The 16,610-nt window shown below is 72.9% G+C and carries 15 protein-coding genes; 14 read left to right on the forward strand and 1 reads right to left on the reverse strand.

What is annotated here, in order from left to right; all coding sequences use genetic code 11:
* From ACFRAL_RS09495 to ACFRAL_RS09540, 10 genes are all read left to right on the forward strand, one after another.
* A partial coding sequence (locus ACFRAL_RS09495; protein WP_378882157.1) for a carbohydrate ABC transporter permease occupies nucleotides 1-953 on the forward strand: 953 nt, incomplete at its 5' end.
* On the forward strand, nucleotides 950-1,777 hold the full coding sequence (locus tag ACFRAL_RS09500; protein WP_336398261.1) for a carbohydrate ABC transporter permease: 828 nt from the start codon (nucleotides 950-952) through the stop codon (nucleotides 1,775-1,777). The genes ACFRAL_RS09495 and ACFRAL_RS09500, both read left to right, overlap by 4 nt.
* 1 nt (nucleotide 1,778) lies before the next feature.
* Nucleotides 1,779-3,206 (forward strand): glycoside hydrolase family 3 N-terminal domain-containing protein, encoded by a 1,428-nt coding sequence (locus tag ACFRAL_RS09505; protein WP_378882160.1) that lies wholly within the window; start codon nucleotides 1,779-1,781, stop codon nucleotides 3,204-3,206.
* Complete coding sequence (locus ACFRAL_RS09510; protein ID WP_378882163.1) at nucleotides 3,185-4,396, forward strand: anhydro-N-acetylmuramic acid kinase; 1,212 nt, start codon at nucleotides 3,185-3,187, stop codon at nucleotides 4,394-4,396. Before ACFRAL_RS09505 ends, ACFRAL_RS09510 begins: the two co-directional genes overlap by 22 nt.
* Nucleotides 4,393-5,289 (forward strand): N-acetylglucosamine kinase, encoded by an 897-nt coding sequence (locus ACFRAL_RS09515; RefSeq protein WP_378882166.1) that lies wholly within the window; start codon nucleotides 4,393-4,395, stop codon nucleotides 5,287-5,289. The genes ACFRAL_RS09510 and ACFRAL_RS09515 overlap by 4 nt, the downstream gene beginning before the upstream one ends.
* Nucleotides 5,282-6,214 (forward strand): N-acetylmuramic acid 6-phosphate etherase, encoded by a 933-nt coding sequence (murQ, locus tag ACFRAL_RS09520; protein ID WP_336398265.1) that lies wholly within the window; start codon nucleotides 5,282-5,284, stop codon nucleotides 6,212-6,214. The genes ACFRAL_RS09515 and murQ overlap by 8 nt, the downstream gene beginning before the upstream one ends.
* Nucleotides 6,214-7,095, forward strand: a complete 882-nt coding sequence (locus ACFRAL_RS09525) for a MurR/RpiR family transcriptional regulator (RefSeq protein WP_378882170.1) — start codon at nucleotides 6,214-6,216, stop codon at nucleotides 7,093-7,095. Before murQ ends, ACFRAL_RS09525 begins: the two co-directional genes overlap by 1 nt.
* Before the next feature lie 28 nt (nucleotides 7,096-7,123).
* Nucleotides 7,124-7,612, forward strand: a complete 489-nt coding sequence (locus ACFRAL_RS09530; RefSeq protein ID WP_336398267.1) for a glutathione peroxidase — start codon at nucleotides 7,124-7,126, stop codon at nucleotides 7,610-7,612.
* Between the two features lie 42 nt (nucleotides 7,613-7,654).
* Nucleotides 7,655-8,536: a CHAD domain-containing protein gene (locus ACFRAL_RS09535; RefSeq protein ID WP_378882174.1), complete on the forward strand. Its 882-nt coding sequence runs from the start codon at nucleotides 7,655-7,657 to the stop codon at nucleotides 8,534-8,536.
* A gap of 57 nt (nucleotides 8,537-8,593) precedes the next feature.
* On the forward strand, nucleotides 8,594-11,044 hold the full coding sequence (locus tag ACFRAL_RS09540) for an ATP-dependent helicase (protein ID WP_378882177.1): 2,451 nt from the start codon (nucleotides 8,594-8,596) through the stop codon (nucleotides 11,042-11,044).
* A gap of 21 nt (nucleotides 11,045-11,065) precedes the next feature.
* Here the strand turns inward: ACFRAL_RS09540 and ACFRAL_RS09545 are convergent, their stop codons facing one another.
* Nucleotides 11,066-11,605: a VanZ family protein gene (locus tag ACFRAL_RS09545; RefSeq protein WP_336398270.1), complete on the reverse strand. Its 540-nt coding sequence runs from the start codon at nucleotides 11,603-11,605 to the stop codon at nucleotides 11,066-11,068.
* A 169-nt stretch (nucleotides 11,606-11,774) separates the two neighbouring features.
* Here ACFRAL_RS09545 and ACFRAL_RS09550 point away from each other — a divergent pair, with 169 nt between their 5' ends.
* The 4 genes from ACFRAL_RS09550 to ACFRAL_RS09565 all read left to right on the forward strand — a co-directional run bounded on the left by ACFRAL_RS09550 (nucleotide 11,775) and on the right by ACFRAL_RS09565 (nucleotide 16,464).
* Complete coding sequence (locus ACFRAL_RS09550; RefSeq protein ID WP_378882181.1) at nucleotides 11,775-12,944, forward strand: SseB family protein; 1,170 nt, start codon at nucleotides 11,775-11,777, stop codon at nucleotides 12,942-12,944.
* A 64-nt stretch (nucleotides 12,945-13,008) separates the two neighbouring features.
* On the forward strand, nucleotides 13,009-14,040 hold the full coding sequence (ligD, locus tag ACFRAL_RS09555) for a non-homologous end-joining DNA ligase (RefSeq protein ID WP_378882184.1): 1,032 nt from the start codon (nucleotides 13,009-13,011) through the stop codon (nucleotides 14,038-14,040).
* A gap of 113 nt (nucleotides 14,041-14,153) precedes the next feature.
* Entirely contained in the window at nucleotides 14,154-14,741 is a 588-nt protein-coding gene (locus tag ACFRAL_RS09560; protein ID WP_194397637.1) for a hypothetical protein, read from the forward strand.
* A gap of 139 nt (nucleotides 14,742-14,880) precedes the next feature.
* Complete coding sequence (locus ACFRAL_RS09565; protein WP_378882187.1) at nucleotides 14,881-16,464, forward strand: S1C family serine protease; 1,584 nt, start codon at nucleotides 14,881-14,883, stop codon at nucleotides 16,462-16,464.
* Nucleotides 16,465-16,610: the final 146 nt, after the last annotated feature.

Consider the following 16,610-nt stretch of genomic DNA (forward strand, 5'->3'; position numbering starts at 1 on the left):
CGGCGGAGGAGCGCACCTCCTCCGCCGCCGGCGCGGCGGTCGCGACGGGAGGTTCCCGCCGTCGCCCGATCGACCGCCTCCGGCCCTGGATGCTCCTCGCGCCCGCGCTCATCGTGCTCGCGGGGCTCCTCCTCTGGCCCCTCATCCGGGTCGTCCTCTTCTCGTTCCAGGACTACGGCCTGCGCGAGATCGTCTCGGGCGAGCCGAACTTCATCGGCGCCGACAACTACGTCGAGGCGCTGACCAGCCCGACGCTGTGGACCGTCGTTCTGCCGAACACGGTCGGCTTCGCCGCGCTCGCCGTCTTCGGCACCGTCGCCTTCGGCACGCTGGTCGCGCTGCTGCTGCAGTCGCTCGGCTCCTTCTGGCGCACCGTCGTGGCGAGCGCCATCATGGCGGCCTGGGCGATGCCCGCCGTCACCGGCACCTACGTGTGGGTGTGGATCTTCGACGCCGACCGCGGCATCGTGAACCAGCTGCTGATGCAGCTCGGGCTCATGGCCGAGCCCTACAACTGGTTCACCAACCGCTGGTCGTTCTACGCCATCGTGCTGCTGAACGTCATCCACCACGGCTTCCCGTTCGTGGCCGTCACGGTGCTCGCGGGGCTCCTCGGGGTGCCGAAGGAGACGCTGGAGGCGGCATCCCTCGACGGCGCCGGCGCGTGGCGCCGCTTCTGGAGCATCACGTTCCCGCAGTTGAATCAGGTGTTCGCGGTCGTCATCATCCTGTCGACCATCTGGGACTTCAAGGTCTTCGCGCAGGTGTACCTCATGCCCGGCGGCGCCGGATCCAACCGCGAGGTGCTGAACCTCGGGGTGTGGTCGTACGTCGAGTCGTTCGGGCAGAACCGCTACGGCTTCGGTTCGGCGATCGCCGTGCTGCTCACGCTCCTGCTGCTCGTCATCACCGTCGTGTACGTGCGGCGCCTGCTCAAGGAGGACCAGCTGTGACCCGGCCCTCGCTCGCGCGACGCGCCCTGAAGGGCGTCGCGGTCTTCCTCCTCCTCGTCTTCACGCTCTTCCCGACGTACTGGATGCTCGTCAGCGCGGTCGACGAGAACCCTTCCGGCGGTGCCGAGCTGGTGCCCCGTCAGTTCACTCTCGACCACTTCGTCTACGTGCTCACCGACGGCGGCTTCGCCACGTTCCTGCGCAACTCCGCGGTCGTCGCGCTCGTCGTCGTGCTGGCGTCGGGGCTGCTCGGCCTCCTCGCGTCGATCGCCGTCGCGCGCTTCCGGTTCCGGCTGCGCACCCAGATCGTCATGATGATCCTCATCGTGCAGATGGTGCCGCTCGAGGCGCTCGTGATCCCGCTGTTCGTGCAGGTGCGCGACCTGCAGCTGCTGGGCACGCTCCTCGGTCTCATCGTCGTGTACACCGCCCTCGCCCTGCCCTTCGGGATCTGGATGCTGCGCGGCTTCGTCGCGGCCGTCCCGGTCGAGCTCGAAGAGGCGGCGTACATCGACGGCGCGTCGTGGTGGCGCATGTTCCGGTCGGTGCTGCTGCCGCTGGTCGCGCCGGGCCTGGTGGCCACGAGCGTGTTCGCCTTCATCACCGCGTGGAACGAGTTCATCTTCGCCATGACTCTCCTCGGTGGCGTGACCGAGAACTACACCGTCTCGATCGGTCTGCGGCAGTTCTTCGGCCTGCACTCCAACGACTGGGGCTCGGTCATGGCGGCGTCGACCATCATCACGATCCCCGTCATGGTGTTCTTCATCATCGTGCAGCGGCGCCTGTCCAGCGGCTTGGTGGCCGGGGCGGTGAAGGGCTGACATGAGCGTCCACGAACTGGTGCCTGGCGTCCTGCTGCCCGGATTCGCCGGTCCGCAGCTCCCGGAGTGGCTGCGCGCCGAGCTCCAGCGCGGGCTCGGCGGCGTGTGCCTCTTCGCCGGCAACGTCGACGCCGGTGATCCCGATGGCACCGCCCGTCTGGCCGCCGCCATCCGCGCGGTGCGCCCCGAGACGCTCGTCGCCGCCGACGAGGAGGGCGGCGTCGTCACGCGGCTTGAGGGCCGGGACGGCTCGACCCTGCCGTCGCCTGCGCAGCTGGGCCTGGTGTCGGCCGCGGTCGCCGAGCGGGTCGGGGCGGTGCTCGGCGAGCGGGTGCGCCGGGCGGGGATCGACCTCCTCCTCGCGCCGAGCGCCGACGTCAACGACAACCCGGCGAACCCCGTGATCGGAGCCCGGTCGTTCGGCGCCGACCCGTACGAGGTCGCCGCGCGGGTCGCGGCGACGGCGCGCGGCATCCGTTCCCGCCAGGGTGTGTCGGCCTGCGTCAAGCACTGGCCCGGCCACGGCGACACCGACGTCGACTCGCACCGCGGCCTGCCGACCGTGCCCGCAGCGACGGTCGCGCGTCATGCCGAGCCCTTCGCCGCCGCGATCCGCGAGGGCGTGCCCGCCGTCATGACCGCGCACATCGTGGTTGCGGAGTGGGGCGCCGAGCCGGTCACCGTCAACCCCGACGCGATCGCCCGGCTGCGGGCCGAGGGCTTCGACGGCGTGGTGATCACGGATGCCGTCGACATGGCCGCCATCGCCGACACGTACGGTCTCGGGGGCGGCGCGGCTCGCGCTCTGGCCGCGGGCGCCGACCTGGTCTGCCTCGGCAATCCCGAGCTCAAGGGCGAGGACGCGGCCGCGCAGTACGCCGAGGTCACCGCGGCCATCGCCGCCGCGCTGGACGACGGTCGCCTCGCGCCGGAGCGGCTGCGCGAGGCGCACGGCCGCGTGGCCCGGCTGGCTGCGCGGATGACCGCCGCGCGCACGGCCGGGGAGGGCGAGACGGATGCCCGGGCTCCGATGTCCGTCGCCCCCGATGACGTCGCGGCGATCGGGGCCGCGCTGGCGGAGGCATCCGATCCGTCCGCCGTCTCGGCGCTCGCCCGCATCGAGCGGATTGTCGACGCGCGCGCCGGTGCCACGCAGGCGGCCGCGACACGGGCCGTCCCCGTCGTCGACACGCTGCGGCAGCTCGCGGGGCCCGCGTCCGGCGGAGGCTCCGGCGTCACCGTCGTCGTGGCCGATCGGCCGAGCGCCGCGCAGCGGGCGGTGATCGAGCGCGTACGCGCCGCGGGGGAGAGCGTCGTGGTCAACGTCGGCGCCATCCCCGGCGGCTTCGACGCCGCGGTCGTGCAGCTCGGCGCCGACTCGCGGCTCTCGTCCGCGATCGTGCGGTCATGGGCGGGGGAGAGCCGGTGAGGGTCCTCGCGCTGCAGTCCGGGACGAGCGCCGACGGAATCGACGCGGCGCTGGTCGTCATCGAGCCGTCCGACGACGGCCTCGACCTGGAGATCGAGCGGTGGGGCACCGAGCCATGGCGTCCCGACGAGCGGAGCCTCGTGCTGCGCGCGGTGCACGGCGGCCGGCTCGATCCGGCCGAGTGGTGCGCGCTGCAGACCGCCGTCGGACGGGCGTTCGCGCGCGCGGCCGTGCGCTTCGCCTCTGACGCCGACCCCGTCGACGTGGTGTGCTCGCACGGGCAGACCGTGTTCCACGGCGTCCAGGGCGGCGCGGTGTGGGGCACGCTGCAGGTCGGCGAGCCGGCCTGGATCGCCCGCGCCACCGGCTGCCCGGTGGTCTTCAACCTCCGCGTCGCCGACGTGGCCGCCGGCGGCCTGGGTGCGCCGCTCATCACCGCGTTCGACGAGCGGTGGCTGGCGGCGTCCGCCGAGGAGACCGGCGTCGCCGTCGCGTCGCTGAACCTCGGCGGCATCGCCAACGTCCAGGTCGTCCAGGCCGACGGGAGCGCGTCCGGCTTCGACACGGGACCCGCGAACGCGCTGCTCGACGCGTGGATCAGCCGGGCCACCGACGGCGCGGAGACCTTCGACCGCGACGGCGCGCACGCACGTGCCGGACGGGTCGACGATGCGCTGCTCGCACGTCTGCGCGCGCATCCGTACTTCGCGCTCACCGCCCCCAAGACCACCGGCCGCGAGACGTTCACGATCGGCACGGTCGACGAGGCCCTCGACGGCCGCCAGCTGCCGCTCGCCGACGTCTGCGCGACGCTTCTCGAGCTCACCGCCACGACGGTGGCCGACGCGCTCGCGGGCACCGCCCCCGATATCGGCCGGGTCGTCGTCTCGGGCGGCGGCGCGCGCAACCCCGTGCTGATGGCACGACTCGGCGAGCACCTCGGCGTCCCGGTCGAGCCGAGCGACGCATGGGGAATCCCGGCCGACGCGCGCGAGGCCGTCATGTTCGCCCTGCTGGCCTACCTGTCGGCGGCCCGCGTCCCCCTCGAGCTTCCCGGCACCCCGGCCGGCCGCGCCGCCGTCGCCGGCCAATGGGACCTGTCAGCCGCACCCCTGCCTGTCCCGCCCACCGTCCCCGCGGCACCGCCGCCGCGCCGCCTGCGCGCGCGCACACGAGAGGAGCGATCGTGAGCATCGTCGCCGTCGATCTCGGAAAGACCGGATGCCGCGTTCGAGCGACCTCCGGCACCACCGTGTCGTCCGCCGCCGGGGCGGGAGTGCCCGGCCTCGCCGACGCCGAAGGCGACGCGCGGGCGTTCACCGCGATCGTCGCCGCCCTGGGCGAGTTGCCCGCGGGGATGCGCGGCAACGTCTCGTCGATGGGCGTGGGTGCGGCCGGTGCCGAAGCCGCGCCCGCGGCGGCGCAGGCGCTCGCCGAGCGCGTCGCCGCGCACGTCGAGGCGCCCGTCGCCGTCACCAGCGACGCCGTCACCGCCCACGCCGGCGCCTTCGCCGGGACCCCGGGCACCATCGTCATCGTCGGCACCGGGACGGTGCTGCTCACCCTCGACGGCGCGGGCGCGCTGTCGCAGGTGGACGGCTGGGGCCCGTGGCTCGGCGACGAGGGGAGCGGCCGCGCGATCGGCCAGGAGGGCCTGCGGGCGGTGCTCGCCGCGCACGACGGGCGCGGGCCGGCCACCGCGCTCACGGCCGCCGCCCTCGAGCTGCACGCACCCCTCAGCACGCTGCCCCGGTGGGTCGCCGACACGGCGGCGCCGGCCCGGCAGCTCGCACGCTTCGCCCCGTTCGTGCTCGAGGCGGCGGCCTCCGGCGACGCCGTCGCCCGGGGCATCGTCGACCGGGGGGTCGAGGCGGTCGTGACGGCCTGCTCCGCGGCATCCAGCCCCTACTGCCTCCTGGGCGGCATCGCGGGATCCGGCGTCTTCGGCGACGCGCTGCGCGCCCGTCTGCGCGATCGAGGGCTCGCCGTGGCCGAACCGTTCGGCGACGCGCTGGCCGGGGCGGAGTACATCGCCCGCACGCCGGGCAGCGTCTATGAGAGGAACGTGGTGCGCCATGGTTGACCTGGACGATCTGCGGCGCCAGCTCGCCTCGCTCACGACCGAGGCGATCGACCCCGACTTCAGCGACCTCGACCTCATGACCACGCCCGAGCTCGTCGCGGCGATGATCGACCACAACCGGCAGGTCACCGACGCGCTGACCGACGCGTCGCACCAGCTCGCCTCGGCCGTCGACGCCGCCGCCGAGCGCATGCAGCGGGGCGGGCGGCTCCTCTACGTCGGCGCCGGGACGCCCGGTCGTCTCGGCATCCTCGACGCCAGTGAGATCCCGCCGACGTTCGGCGAGCCGGCCGAGCGCGTCGTCGGCATCATCGCGGGCGGCGAGCGGGCGATCCAGTGGGCCGTCGAGAATGCTGAGGACGACGTCGCCGCGGGCCGCGCCGACATCGCGCGTGCGGGCGTGGGCCCCGACGACTGCGTGGTGGGGCTCACCGCCTCGGGCCGGACGCCCTACGTGCTCGGCGCGATCGCCGAGGCCAGGGCGCGCGGCGCGGCAACGGTCGGCGTGAGCTGCAACCAGGACTCGGAGCTGTCGGCGGCCGCAGACGTGGGGGTGGAGGTCATCGTCGGGCCCGAGCTCGTGGCCGGGTCGACGCGGCTCAAAGCCGGCACGGCGCAGAAGATCGTGCTCAACACCATCTCGACCTTCGCCATGGTGCGCATCGGCAAGACCTACGGCAACCGCATGGTCGACGTGCGCGCGACGAACGAGAAGCTCCGTGCCCGGGCGGTGCGCACGGTGATGGGAGTGGCCGACGCCGACCCCGTGCTGGCGCGCCGCGCGCTCGCCGACACCGGGTGGGAGGTCAAGCCCGCGATACTGATGTGCATGAGGGGATTGACCGCGGATGCCGCGGCTCGCGCGCTGTCGGACACCCAGGGGCGACTGCGTGAGGCGCTGGACCGCACGCGCGAGGCGGTGTGATGGACGTCCTGCTCCGCGTGCGCCAGTCGCGCGACCGCCTCAGCGCGTCCGAGCGCCGGGTCGCCGACGCGGTGCTGGCCGACCCCGAGGTCGTGCGCACCTCGACGATCATGCGGCTCGCCGATGTCAGCGAGGCGTCCCAGTCGACGGTCGCCCGGTTCTGCCAGAGCCTCGGCTACCCCGGCTACCGCGAGTTCCGCCTCGACGTCATCGCCGCGCTCAGCCGCGATCAGGCGCAGCGGGTCAGCTTCGACATCGCCGAGGGCGAGATCGGCTCCGACGACTCGATCGCCGACACGGTCGCGAAGATCGCGTTCCAGGAGGTCCAGGCGATCCAGGACACCGCCCAGATGCTCGACACGGATGCTGTCGCCCGCGCGGTCGACGCGCTCCGCTCGGCGCGTCGCATCGAGCTCTACGGCGCGGGGGCCTCGTCGCTCAGCGCGCAGGACCTGTTCCAGAAGCTCAGCCGGATCGGCAAGCCGGCCGCCGTGTCGGTCGACATCCACCTCGCCCTCGTGCAGGCCGCCCTGCTCGACCACGCGTCCGTCGCGGTCGGCGTCTCCTTCCGCGGCGAGACCCGCGAGACCCTCGACTTCCTGGCGACGGCGCGGCGCACCGGCGCCCTGACGATCGGCATCACCAACGCGGCCGAGTCGTCGCTCGACGACGTCTGCGACATCGTGCTGCACACCAGCGTCCGCGAGAGCCGCTTCCGCAGCGGCGCCATGGCCAGCCGCATCGCGCAGCTCGCGCTCATCGACATGCTCTTCGTGCTCGTTCTGCGGCAGGACTTCCCGCTCATGACCGAGAGCCTCCGGCGCACCTACGACGCCGTCAGTTCCCGGCGCCCTGACCCCGGAACCGCCGTAAGCTTCTGAGCACCGCACCGATCGGAAAGGGCACCCGATGACTCTCGAAGACATCCCCGTCACCACCATCCGCGGCGAGCAGACCACGTTCGGCGCGCTGGTCGACGGCCGCGTGGCGCTCGTCGTCAACGTGGCGTCGCGGTGCGGGCTGAGCCCCCAGTACGAGCAGCTCGAAGCGCTGCAGAAGGCGTACGCCGACCGCGGCTTCACGGTCGTGGGGTTCCCGAGCAACCAGTTCCTGCAGGAGCTGTCCAGCGACGAGGCTGTCGCCGAGTACTGCTCGACGACGTGGGGCGTGACGTTCCCGATGTCGGAGAAGGTGCGCGTCAACGGCCGCAGCGCGCATCCGCTGTATCAGGAGCTGACCGGCACCCCCGACCTCGACGGCAAGCAGGGCCGCATCACATGGAACTTCGAGAAGTTCCTGGTGAGCCCCACGGGCGAGGTCAAGCGGTTCGCGCCGCAGACCACGCCCGACGCGCCCGAGGTCGTCGAGGCGATCGAGGCCTGGCTGCCGGGCGACTAGCGGATGCGGTGCGCGGCGCCCGGCCACCTCTAGGCTCGGGGCGTGGGCGGTGCGCAGAAGGACCTCGCGATCGGGACGGTGCTCGGCGACATCATGCGCCGCGCGGCGGACGAGGTGGCCCGCACCGAGGCGCCGGCGCTGGCCGACGAGCCGGACGGCGTGCACCAGCACCGCGTACGGGTGCGGCGGCTGCGCAGCGTGCTGGCCGGGTTCGAGGAGTCTTTCGACACCCGCCAGACCGAGCGGCTCCGCGTCGCGTACGCCGAGTGGGGGAGCCAGCTCGGGGTCGTGCGCGACATCGAGGTGCGGGCGAGCGTCGCGGCCGAGACGCTGGAGCTCGCGGGGATCGACGACCCGGCGGTCGTCCGCAGGCTCGTCGACAGCGAGCGCGAGGCGTATCCGGTCGCCCACGCGCGCCTCGTCGAGCTCGCCGCGTCACCCCGGGCGCAGGAGCGCGGCCGGGTGCTGCGCCGCTTCGTCGAGGAGATGCACGTCGTGGCGCACGACAGCCCGGCCACGGCGGTGCTGGCGGAAGTGCTGCGCGCGCAGGTGAAGCGCGTCCGCAAGGCGGAGCGCCGGCTGGACGACTCGGCCGAGCAGTTCCACGACCTGCGCAAGGCCGCCCGACGGGCCAGGTACGTCGCCGAGGCGATCGCGGACGCCGTCCCGGACTTCCTGCCGAAGCCGGTGCAGGCGATCGCCGAGGCGGGCGACGACCTCCACGACGCGCTCGGCGGGCACCGAGACCTCACGCTGCTGGCCCGGCACGCCCGCCAGGAGGGGGCCCGCGCGGCGCACGCCGGGCAGTGGTCCGAGGACTACGAGACACTCGCCGCGCTCGCGGACGACGCCGCCGAGGACCTGCTGAGCGATGTCGGCCCCGCGGTCCGTCAGCTGCGGGCCGCGGCATCCGACCTGCCCTGACGTCCCCGCGCCCGCGGCGGTGTCGGTGTCGGCGCGCGCGCCTAGACTTGACGGGCAATGACCGACGCCAGCACCCCCATCATCGTCGGCAGCGACATCGGTCCGCGCGCGTCGTCCGCGCGCGCGGACGACGACCTGCTGGCAGGCCTCAATCCTCCGCAGCGCGAAGCCGTGACCTACCGCGGTCAGGCGCTGCTCATCGTCGCGGGCGCGGGCTCGGGCAAGACGAGCGTGCTGACCCGGCGCATCGCGTCGCTGCTGCGCAACCGCGAGGCGTGGCCGAGCCAGATCCTCGCGATCACGTTCACCAACAAGGCCGCCGGTGAGATGCGCGAGCGGGTCGAGCAGCTCGTGGGCGACTCGGCCCGCGGCATGTGGATCTCGACGTTCCACTCGGCGTGCGTGCGCATCCTGCGGCGCGAGGCCGAGCAGTTCGGCTTCACGAAGTCCTTCACGATCTACGACTCCGGCGACTCGCGGGCGCTCATCAAGCGCCTGGTGAAAGAGCATGAGGCCGACGCGTTCGGGCTCACGCCGGCTGCGACGCAGTCGAAGATCTCGCGCCTGAAGAACGAGCTGGCCGACGCCGAGTCCTACGCCCGCACCGCGAACATGAACGACCCCGCCGAGCGGGTCTTCGTCGAGCTGTTCGCGGCGTATCAGCGCGAGCTGCAGCGCGCGAACGCGTTCGACTTCGACGACCTCATCGCGCAGACGGTCTTCCTGTTCCGGGCGTTCCCGCAGGTCGCCGATGTGTACCGGCGCCGGTTCCGTCACGTGCTCGTCGACGAGTACCAGGACACCAACCACGCCCAGTACGCGCTGATCCACGAGCTGACCCGGCCGCCGGGATCGGATGCCGCGCCCGTCGCGGCGTCGGGCGGCATGATGATCTTCGAGCCCGAGCCGGCCGCCGAGGACGGCGCCTCGCTCACGGTCGTCGGCGACTCGGACCAGTCGATCTACGCCTTCCGCGGTGCCGACATCCGCAACATAAGCGAGTTCGAGAAGGACTTCCCGGGCGCCAAGGTGGTGCTGCTCGAGCAGAACTACCGCTCGACGCAGAACATCCTGTCGGCCGCGAACGCGGTCATCGGCCACAACTTCGACCGCAAAGACAAGAAGCTGTGGACCGACGTGGGCGCCGGCGAGCAGATCGTCGGCTTCACCGGGTACTCGCAGCACGACGAGGCGCAGTTCGTCGCCGACGAGATCGAGGTGCTGCGGCGCGCGGGCGTGGACTACTCGCAGATGGCGGTGTTCTACCGCACCAACTCGCAGTCCCGTGCGCTGGAGGAGATCTTCATCCGCTCGGCGCTGCCCTACAAGATCATGGGCGGCACGAAGTTCTACGAGCGCGCCGAGATCAAGGACGCCCTGGCCTACCTCGTCGCCGTGGCGAACCCCGCCGACGAGATGGCGATGCGCCGCATCATCAACCGGCCGCGGCGCGGCATCGGCGATGTCACCATCGAGACGATCTCGCGCTACGCCGTCGACCAGCAGATCACGTTCCGCGACGCGCTGGCGAACTCGTCCGCGCTGGGCGTCGGCCCCAAGATCCAGGCCGCCATCGCGCATCTGGACGCGGTGCTGGCCGAGGCATCCGAGATCATGCTCCCGTCGTCGGGCGAGCTCGCACCGCCCACGGCGGTCGCCGAGGGGCTCCAGCTGCTGCTGAACAAGAGCGGCTACTACGACGCCCTGCGCGCGAGCAAGGACGCGCAGGACGAGGCGCGCATCGAGAACCTCGACGAGATGGTGGCCGTCGCCCGCGAGTTCGCGCGCAACAACCCCGAGGGCACGCTGCTGGACTTCCTCACCGAGGTCGCGCTGGTGTCCGACGCCGACGACCTCGAAGACGCCTCGGGCTCGGTCTCGCTCATGACGCTGCACACCGCCAAGGGCCTCGAGTACGACGCCGTGTTCGTCACGGGCGTCGAGGAGGACCTCATCCCCCACCGCATCTCGGCGGGGGAGCCCGGCGGCCCGCAGGAGGAGCGGCGACTGTTCTACGTCGGCATCACGCGCGCCCGCAAGCGCCTCTACCTGTCGCTGGCGATGACCCGCGCGCAGTTCGGCGAGGTCACGGTGGCGATGCCGAGCCGCTTTCTGCAGGAGATCCCCGCCGAGCTGCTCAACTGGCGCCAGTCGCCGGGCGACGTCAACTCGCGCGGCGGCACCCAGTCGCGGGCGCTCAACGCGCGGCGCGGCTCGGGTTCGGGGTTCGGCGGCTCCGGCAAGCGGTACGGCGACGACCTGGTGCCGCTGGCCCGGCGCGAGCCGTCGGCGAACCTCGAGCGCTTCGCGAACCGGATCCCGTCGAAGGTGCGCGACAACGGCGACCTCGAGCTGGCGCCGGGCGACCGCATCCGTCACGACGACTTCGGCGATGGACGCGTGGACGCCGTCACCGGCGACGGCGCGAAGCGCGTGGCGCACGTGCGCTTCGACGCCGCGGGCCCGAAGAAGCTGCTGATCAAGATCGCGCCCATCGAGAAGCTCTGACCCGCTTCCGTCGGCCGATCCTCAGTCCGGACCCAGCCGCGACCGCCACCAGGCGACCGAGGCGACCGAGGCCACCAGTGCGCCGAGGGTGTTGAGCAGGATGTCGTCCACCGACGCGACGCGGCCGAGGTCGAGGACGAACTGGAGCACCTCGACGACGAGCGCGAGCCCCGCGACGATGAGCGCGACCACGAGGGGGACCAGCCCCGGACGGGCCAGGCGCAGGCGGATCGGCAGGAAGAAGCCGACGGCGGCGAAGGCGAGCAGGTTGCCCACGATCTGGGCGGCGGCGTCGGAGTCGGAGAGCAGATCGACGAGGTCGTGGAACGGCACCGGGTCGATGCGGCTCCTGCCGGCCCGCGCCGCGAGGATCATCCAGAGCCAGGGCAGCGTGCCGACGACGATGCCGACGTCCGCCACCGTCGCCCGCCACGCCCAGCGGCGCTCCCAGCCCTGGTCGATCCGTCGCTGCGCGAGCACGATGGCCACGATCGCCCCGATGGGGACGCCCGCCAGGACCGCGATGAGCACGACGTCCCCGTACCGCTCCCACGCAGGCATGAGGCGATCCTGTCAGTCCCGGCGCCGCGTGTCTCCGGGTCGTCTCCGGGGTGTCTCCGGGGCGGGGCGTACCGGACGCAGGATGGGCGGGGTTCAGGGGCACTGACGGCCGCGACAGTCCGCCGCTTCGTGGCGGCGCGGGGTCGAGCACGCGGGTTAGGCTCGGGCAATGGCCTTGTTCTCGCGCCGTCCGAAGAAGCCCGCCGAGTCGCCGACGCCGGAGCCGGAGCCGGCCGCGGCGCCGGACGCCGAGGTCGCGCCGGAGCCCGCCGCCGCCGAGGCAGCGAGGCAGCCGGATGCGACGCCGGCCGAGGCGGCCACCGCCGCGGAGACGCCGGCCGGGACCGATGCTCCGGCGCCGCAGCCGGACGCCGGCACGGATGCCGCGGCGTCCGTCCCCATCTCGGTCTCGTCGTTCGGCGGGCTCGGAGTCGGCCCCTCCACATCCCGGCCCGCAGGCCAAGCGACGACACCGACGCCCGCCGCTGCCACCACCACGCCCCCCGCGCAGCGCCCGCGGGTCGGGGTGCGGGAATGGATGCGCACGGCCCCGGAGCAGACCGAGACGATCCCGGGACTGCGCGACAACGCGCTGCTGCACGCCGCGCTCGGCCGCGTCGGCGACGCGCCTCCCGCGCAGGCATTGCTGGACGTCGCGCGCCAGCTGCTGCAGGGCCACGTCTTCCTGCGGGTGAAGGGCGACGCGCGAGCGCTGCTCGCCGAGGGCAAGGGACTGCCGCTGGCCGTCGCGACCGTGGGCGAGCGCACCTTCGCGCTGGTGTACTCCAGCGGTGCGGCGCTGCAGGCGAGCCTGCGCGCCGACGGCGACGGCGACACCTCGGCGATGGCGCAGCCGGTGCTCACCGTGCTCCAGCACGTCGTCTCGAGCTCGCACGACGGGATCATCCTCGACCCGGCGTCGTCGCCCTCGCGGGCCGTGCTGCCCAAGGAGCTGCTGCAGCGGGCGCTCGAGCAGGCCGACCCGAAGCTCACCCTCAAGACGCTGCTCGCCGCCGAGCGGACCCTCGCGGTGACCACGGAGGTCGCCGAGGCGCTCACGCGCGTGCCGCTGTGGGTCGCGGTCGGCACCGCCGAGAGCGGAGCGCGCGGGCTGGCCGAGAGCCGCAGCACCGACGGGACCCGCCACCTCGAGGTGTACTCCCACCCGCTCGAGGTCGCGGTGATGGGACGCGGCGACAGCGCCGCGCCGATCACGCCCTTGCAGCTGTCGCGCGCCCTGCGCACCGACGAGGGCATCACCGGCGTGCTCGTGGATCCCGCCGGTCCGTGGCTGCGTCTCACCCGCGACGAGCTGGCCCCGGTCCTCGCGCTGAGCTGAGGCCGCAACGTCACCGGCGGCGGCGGGGTGACGGATGTCGCGGCTCCCCGCTAGCGTCGGATCCATGGCGTCGCCGCGCATCACCCTCACCGTTCCCGGTCCCGACGGCGATCGCGAGGTGGGGATCTCAAACCCCGACCGCGTGATCTGGCCGAAGCTCGGGATCACCAAGCAGGAGCTGGCCGAGTACCTCATCGCGGTGCGAGAACCGTTCCTGGCGGCCAACGGCGATCGGCCGGTGTCGCTCGAGCGGTTCCCCGAGGGCGTCGAGGGCGAGCGCTTCTACTCGAAGAACCCGCCTAAGGGCGCGCCGGCGTTCGTCGAATCGCGCACGGTGACGTACAACAGCGGGCGGCGGCATCCGCAGATCGTCCTCACCGAGATCGCCGCGGCGGTGTGGGCCGTGCAGATGAACACGATCGTGTTCCACCCGTGGGCCTCGCTCACCGCGAACACCGACAACCCCGTCGAGCTGCGCATCGACCTCGACCCCCAGCCCGGGACGGATTTCGCGGATGCCGCCGCCGTCGCCCCCGCGATGCGCGACGTGCTCGCCGAGGCGGGGCTTACGGCGTTCCTCAAGACCAGCGGCAACCGCGGCATCCACGTCTTCTGTCCCATCGAGCCGCAGTGGGAGTTCCTCGACGTGCGGCACGCGGTCATCGCCGCCGGCCGGGAGCTCGAGCGGCGCCTGCCAGACAAGGTCACGATGAACTGGTGGAAGGAGGAGCGCGGCGAGCGCATCTTCATCGACTTCAACCAGGCCAACCGCGACCGCACGATGGCGGGCGCCTACAGCCCCCGCGCACTCCCCACGGCGACGGTCTCGACCCCGCTGACGTGGGACGAGCTGGAGGCCGGCGTCGACCCGGGCGCCTTCACGGTGCGCAGCGTCCCGCAGCGCATCGCCGACCAGGGCGACCCGTGGGCCGAGCTGCTCGCCAGGCCCGGGCGCATCGACACGCTGCTGGAGTGGTGGCAGCGCGATCTGGACGCCGGGCTCGGCGAGCTGCCCTTCCCGCCGGACTTCCCGAAGATGCCCGGCGAGCCGCCGCGCGTGCAGCCCAGTCGCATCAACCCGGAGAACTGGCAGTAGGACGCGCCCGATTGCACGGCGGTTGCACGGCTCATCGTCCGCCGCGGGGCCGACGACGCTTCCGTAGCTTCGCTGGGAGCCGGAATGACCGGCCCCTGAGCATCGGAGCACACATGTCCATCCCCGGCTTCAAGCCCCATGGCATCACCAACGTCCACGTCAACCACACCGGTCCGCGATCGTCGTTCGCCCTCGCACTGGCAGGAGCCGTCATGGCGGGCGCCTTCGTCCTCACCGCGTGCGCGCCGGCCGCCAGCCCGACGGCCGCCGAGGCCACCGCGGCTTCCGAGCCGTCGCCCGCCCCGAGCGATGCGGGCGCGGCCGGCACGCAGCCCGCCGGGGGCGCGGCATCCGTCCTCGCCATCGAATCCGACGCCGTGCTGGCATGGCAGGACCGCTGGTACGACAACTTCTGCAGCAGTGCGGTCATCGCCCTGGGCGACGAGAACTGCATCGGCATCGCGCTGGAAGGTGTCGAGCAGGCGCGCACGGCGCCCGAGCGCATCGAGGCCGAGGTGCCGTCGGGAGCGCTCGGCGACGAGCTGCGCGCCGCGGCGGCCGAGGTCGCGGCGGCCGGCGAGGCGTTCCTCGCCGCGAGCTGCGACACCGTGCCGACGGAGTGCGTCGCCGAGACCGACGACCTCACCGACGCGGTCCGGATGTACGGCGACGTCGTCGCCGAGGTGGTCGCGGCGAGCTGACCCGCCGTACCCGGGAGCGGGCTGCGATCGACGGATCGCGGCCCGCTCTTCGGCGCCTGCGGGCCCTTCGATTGCACAGCGGTTGCACGGTGCAACGCCCGCCCCGCAGCACCGTTGCACGCCAATAGCTTGCTCAACCATGAACACGACCACACACCGCTCACGCCGCGGCCTCGCTCTCGCGGGTGCCGCCCTCACGGCCACGTCGGCGCTCGCGCTGACCGGCTGCATGTCCTTCACCGTCTCGCCCGGCCAGGGCGCCGCCGGCGGGGCCGGCGGCGCCGGAGGCGTCGGCTTCGACGACATCCAGACCGCCACCATCCAGATCGAGGCCGTCGGCACGTTCGTCTCGCCCGAGATGGGCGGATACGAAGCAGCCGGACGCGGCTCGGGGTTCCTCATCAGCGAGGACGGCCTGGCCGTCACCAACAACCACGTCGTCGTCGGCGCCGGCACTCTCAAGGTGTGGCGCGGCGGCGACACGTCCGAGACGCTCAACGCGAAGGTCCTCGGCTCGTCGGAGTGCCTCGACCTCGCGGTCATCCAGCTGCAGGAGGACGACTACCCGTACTTCTCGTGGCACGAGGGCGACATCACCACGGCCACTGACGTCTACGCGGCCGGGTTCCCGCTGGGGGACCCCGAGTTCACCATGACGCGCGGCATCGTGTCGAAGGCCGACACGGCGGTCGACACCCCGTGGGCGTCGCTGGACCACGTCATCGAGCACGACGCGCGCATCCGCGGCGGCAACTCGGGCGGTCCGCTCGTCGACGCCGACGGAAGGCTCATCGGCGTGAACTACGCCGGCAACGACCTCCACGACCAGAACCTCGCGATCCACCGCGACGAGGTGCAGCAGGTGCTCGACCAGCTGGCCGCCGGCGAGAGCGTGCTCAGCCTCGGCATCAACGGCACCGGCCTCATGACCGAGGAGGGCGAGGGCCTGGGCATCTGGGTGAACTCGGTCGCCTCGGGCTCGGCCGCCGACAAGGCCGGCGTCGAGCCCGGCGACCTCATCACCAAGATGGAGGGTGTCAGCGTCGGCACCGACGGCACGATGGCCGACTACTGCGACGTGCTGCGCACCCACGGCCAGGATGCGACCCTGGGAGTCGAGCTGTACCGCCCCGCGGACGGCATCTACTACACCGGCCAGTTCAACGGCGAGCCCGTCGAGGGCGTCTCGGTCGCGAGCGAGGCGGGCGCGAGCTCGGGCGGCTCCGGCGGCGGCGCCAGCGCCGCGGCGGACTTCGTGTCGGTCGTCGACGACACCGGCAGCGTGACCGTCGACGTGCCCGAGGCGTGGTCGAGCATCGACACCAGCGTCTACACCGACCCTCGCGGCGGTCTGTGGGCCCGAATCGACGCCTCGACCGACGTCGCCGCGTTCGCGAGCGGCTGGTCGGTGCCCGGTGTCTCGGTGGTGGCGGCTCCCGCAGCCACCGCGACGATCCAGCCCGAGGAGTGGCTGCAGATGACCGCCGACTACCTCACCCAGTCCGGCTGCTCGCAGCAGGCGATCGACGAGTACGCCGACGACCTGCACTCGGGGGTCTTCCAGTACTGGACGGGCTGCGGTGAGACGGCCGCGGACTACCTGATGCTCGCCGCGTACTCCAACGACGGCCAGTACCTCATCGTGCTGTCGGTCACGGCGCTGAGCGAGGGCGACTTCACCGCGATCGACCGCGCGCTGGGAAGCTTCCAGGCGGCGTTCTGACACCTGGGCGACACGGAGGAGGGGGGGGGGGCGGGCCCCGCCGGGGGGGGCCCCCCCCCCCCCCGGGGGGGGGGGGGGGGGGGGCCCCCCCCCCCCCCCCCCCCCCCCCACCCCCCCCCAAAAAAACCCGGCACCCCCCCCCCGCG

This window comes from Microbacterium sp. NPDC056736 (assembly GCF_042790415.1).
GTDB lineage: Bacteria > Actinomycetota > Actinomycetes > Actinomycetales > Microbacteriaceae > Microbacterium.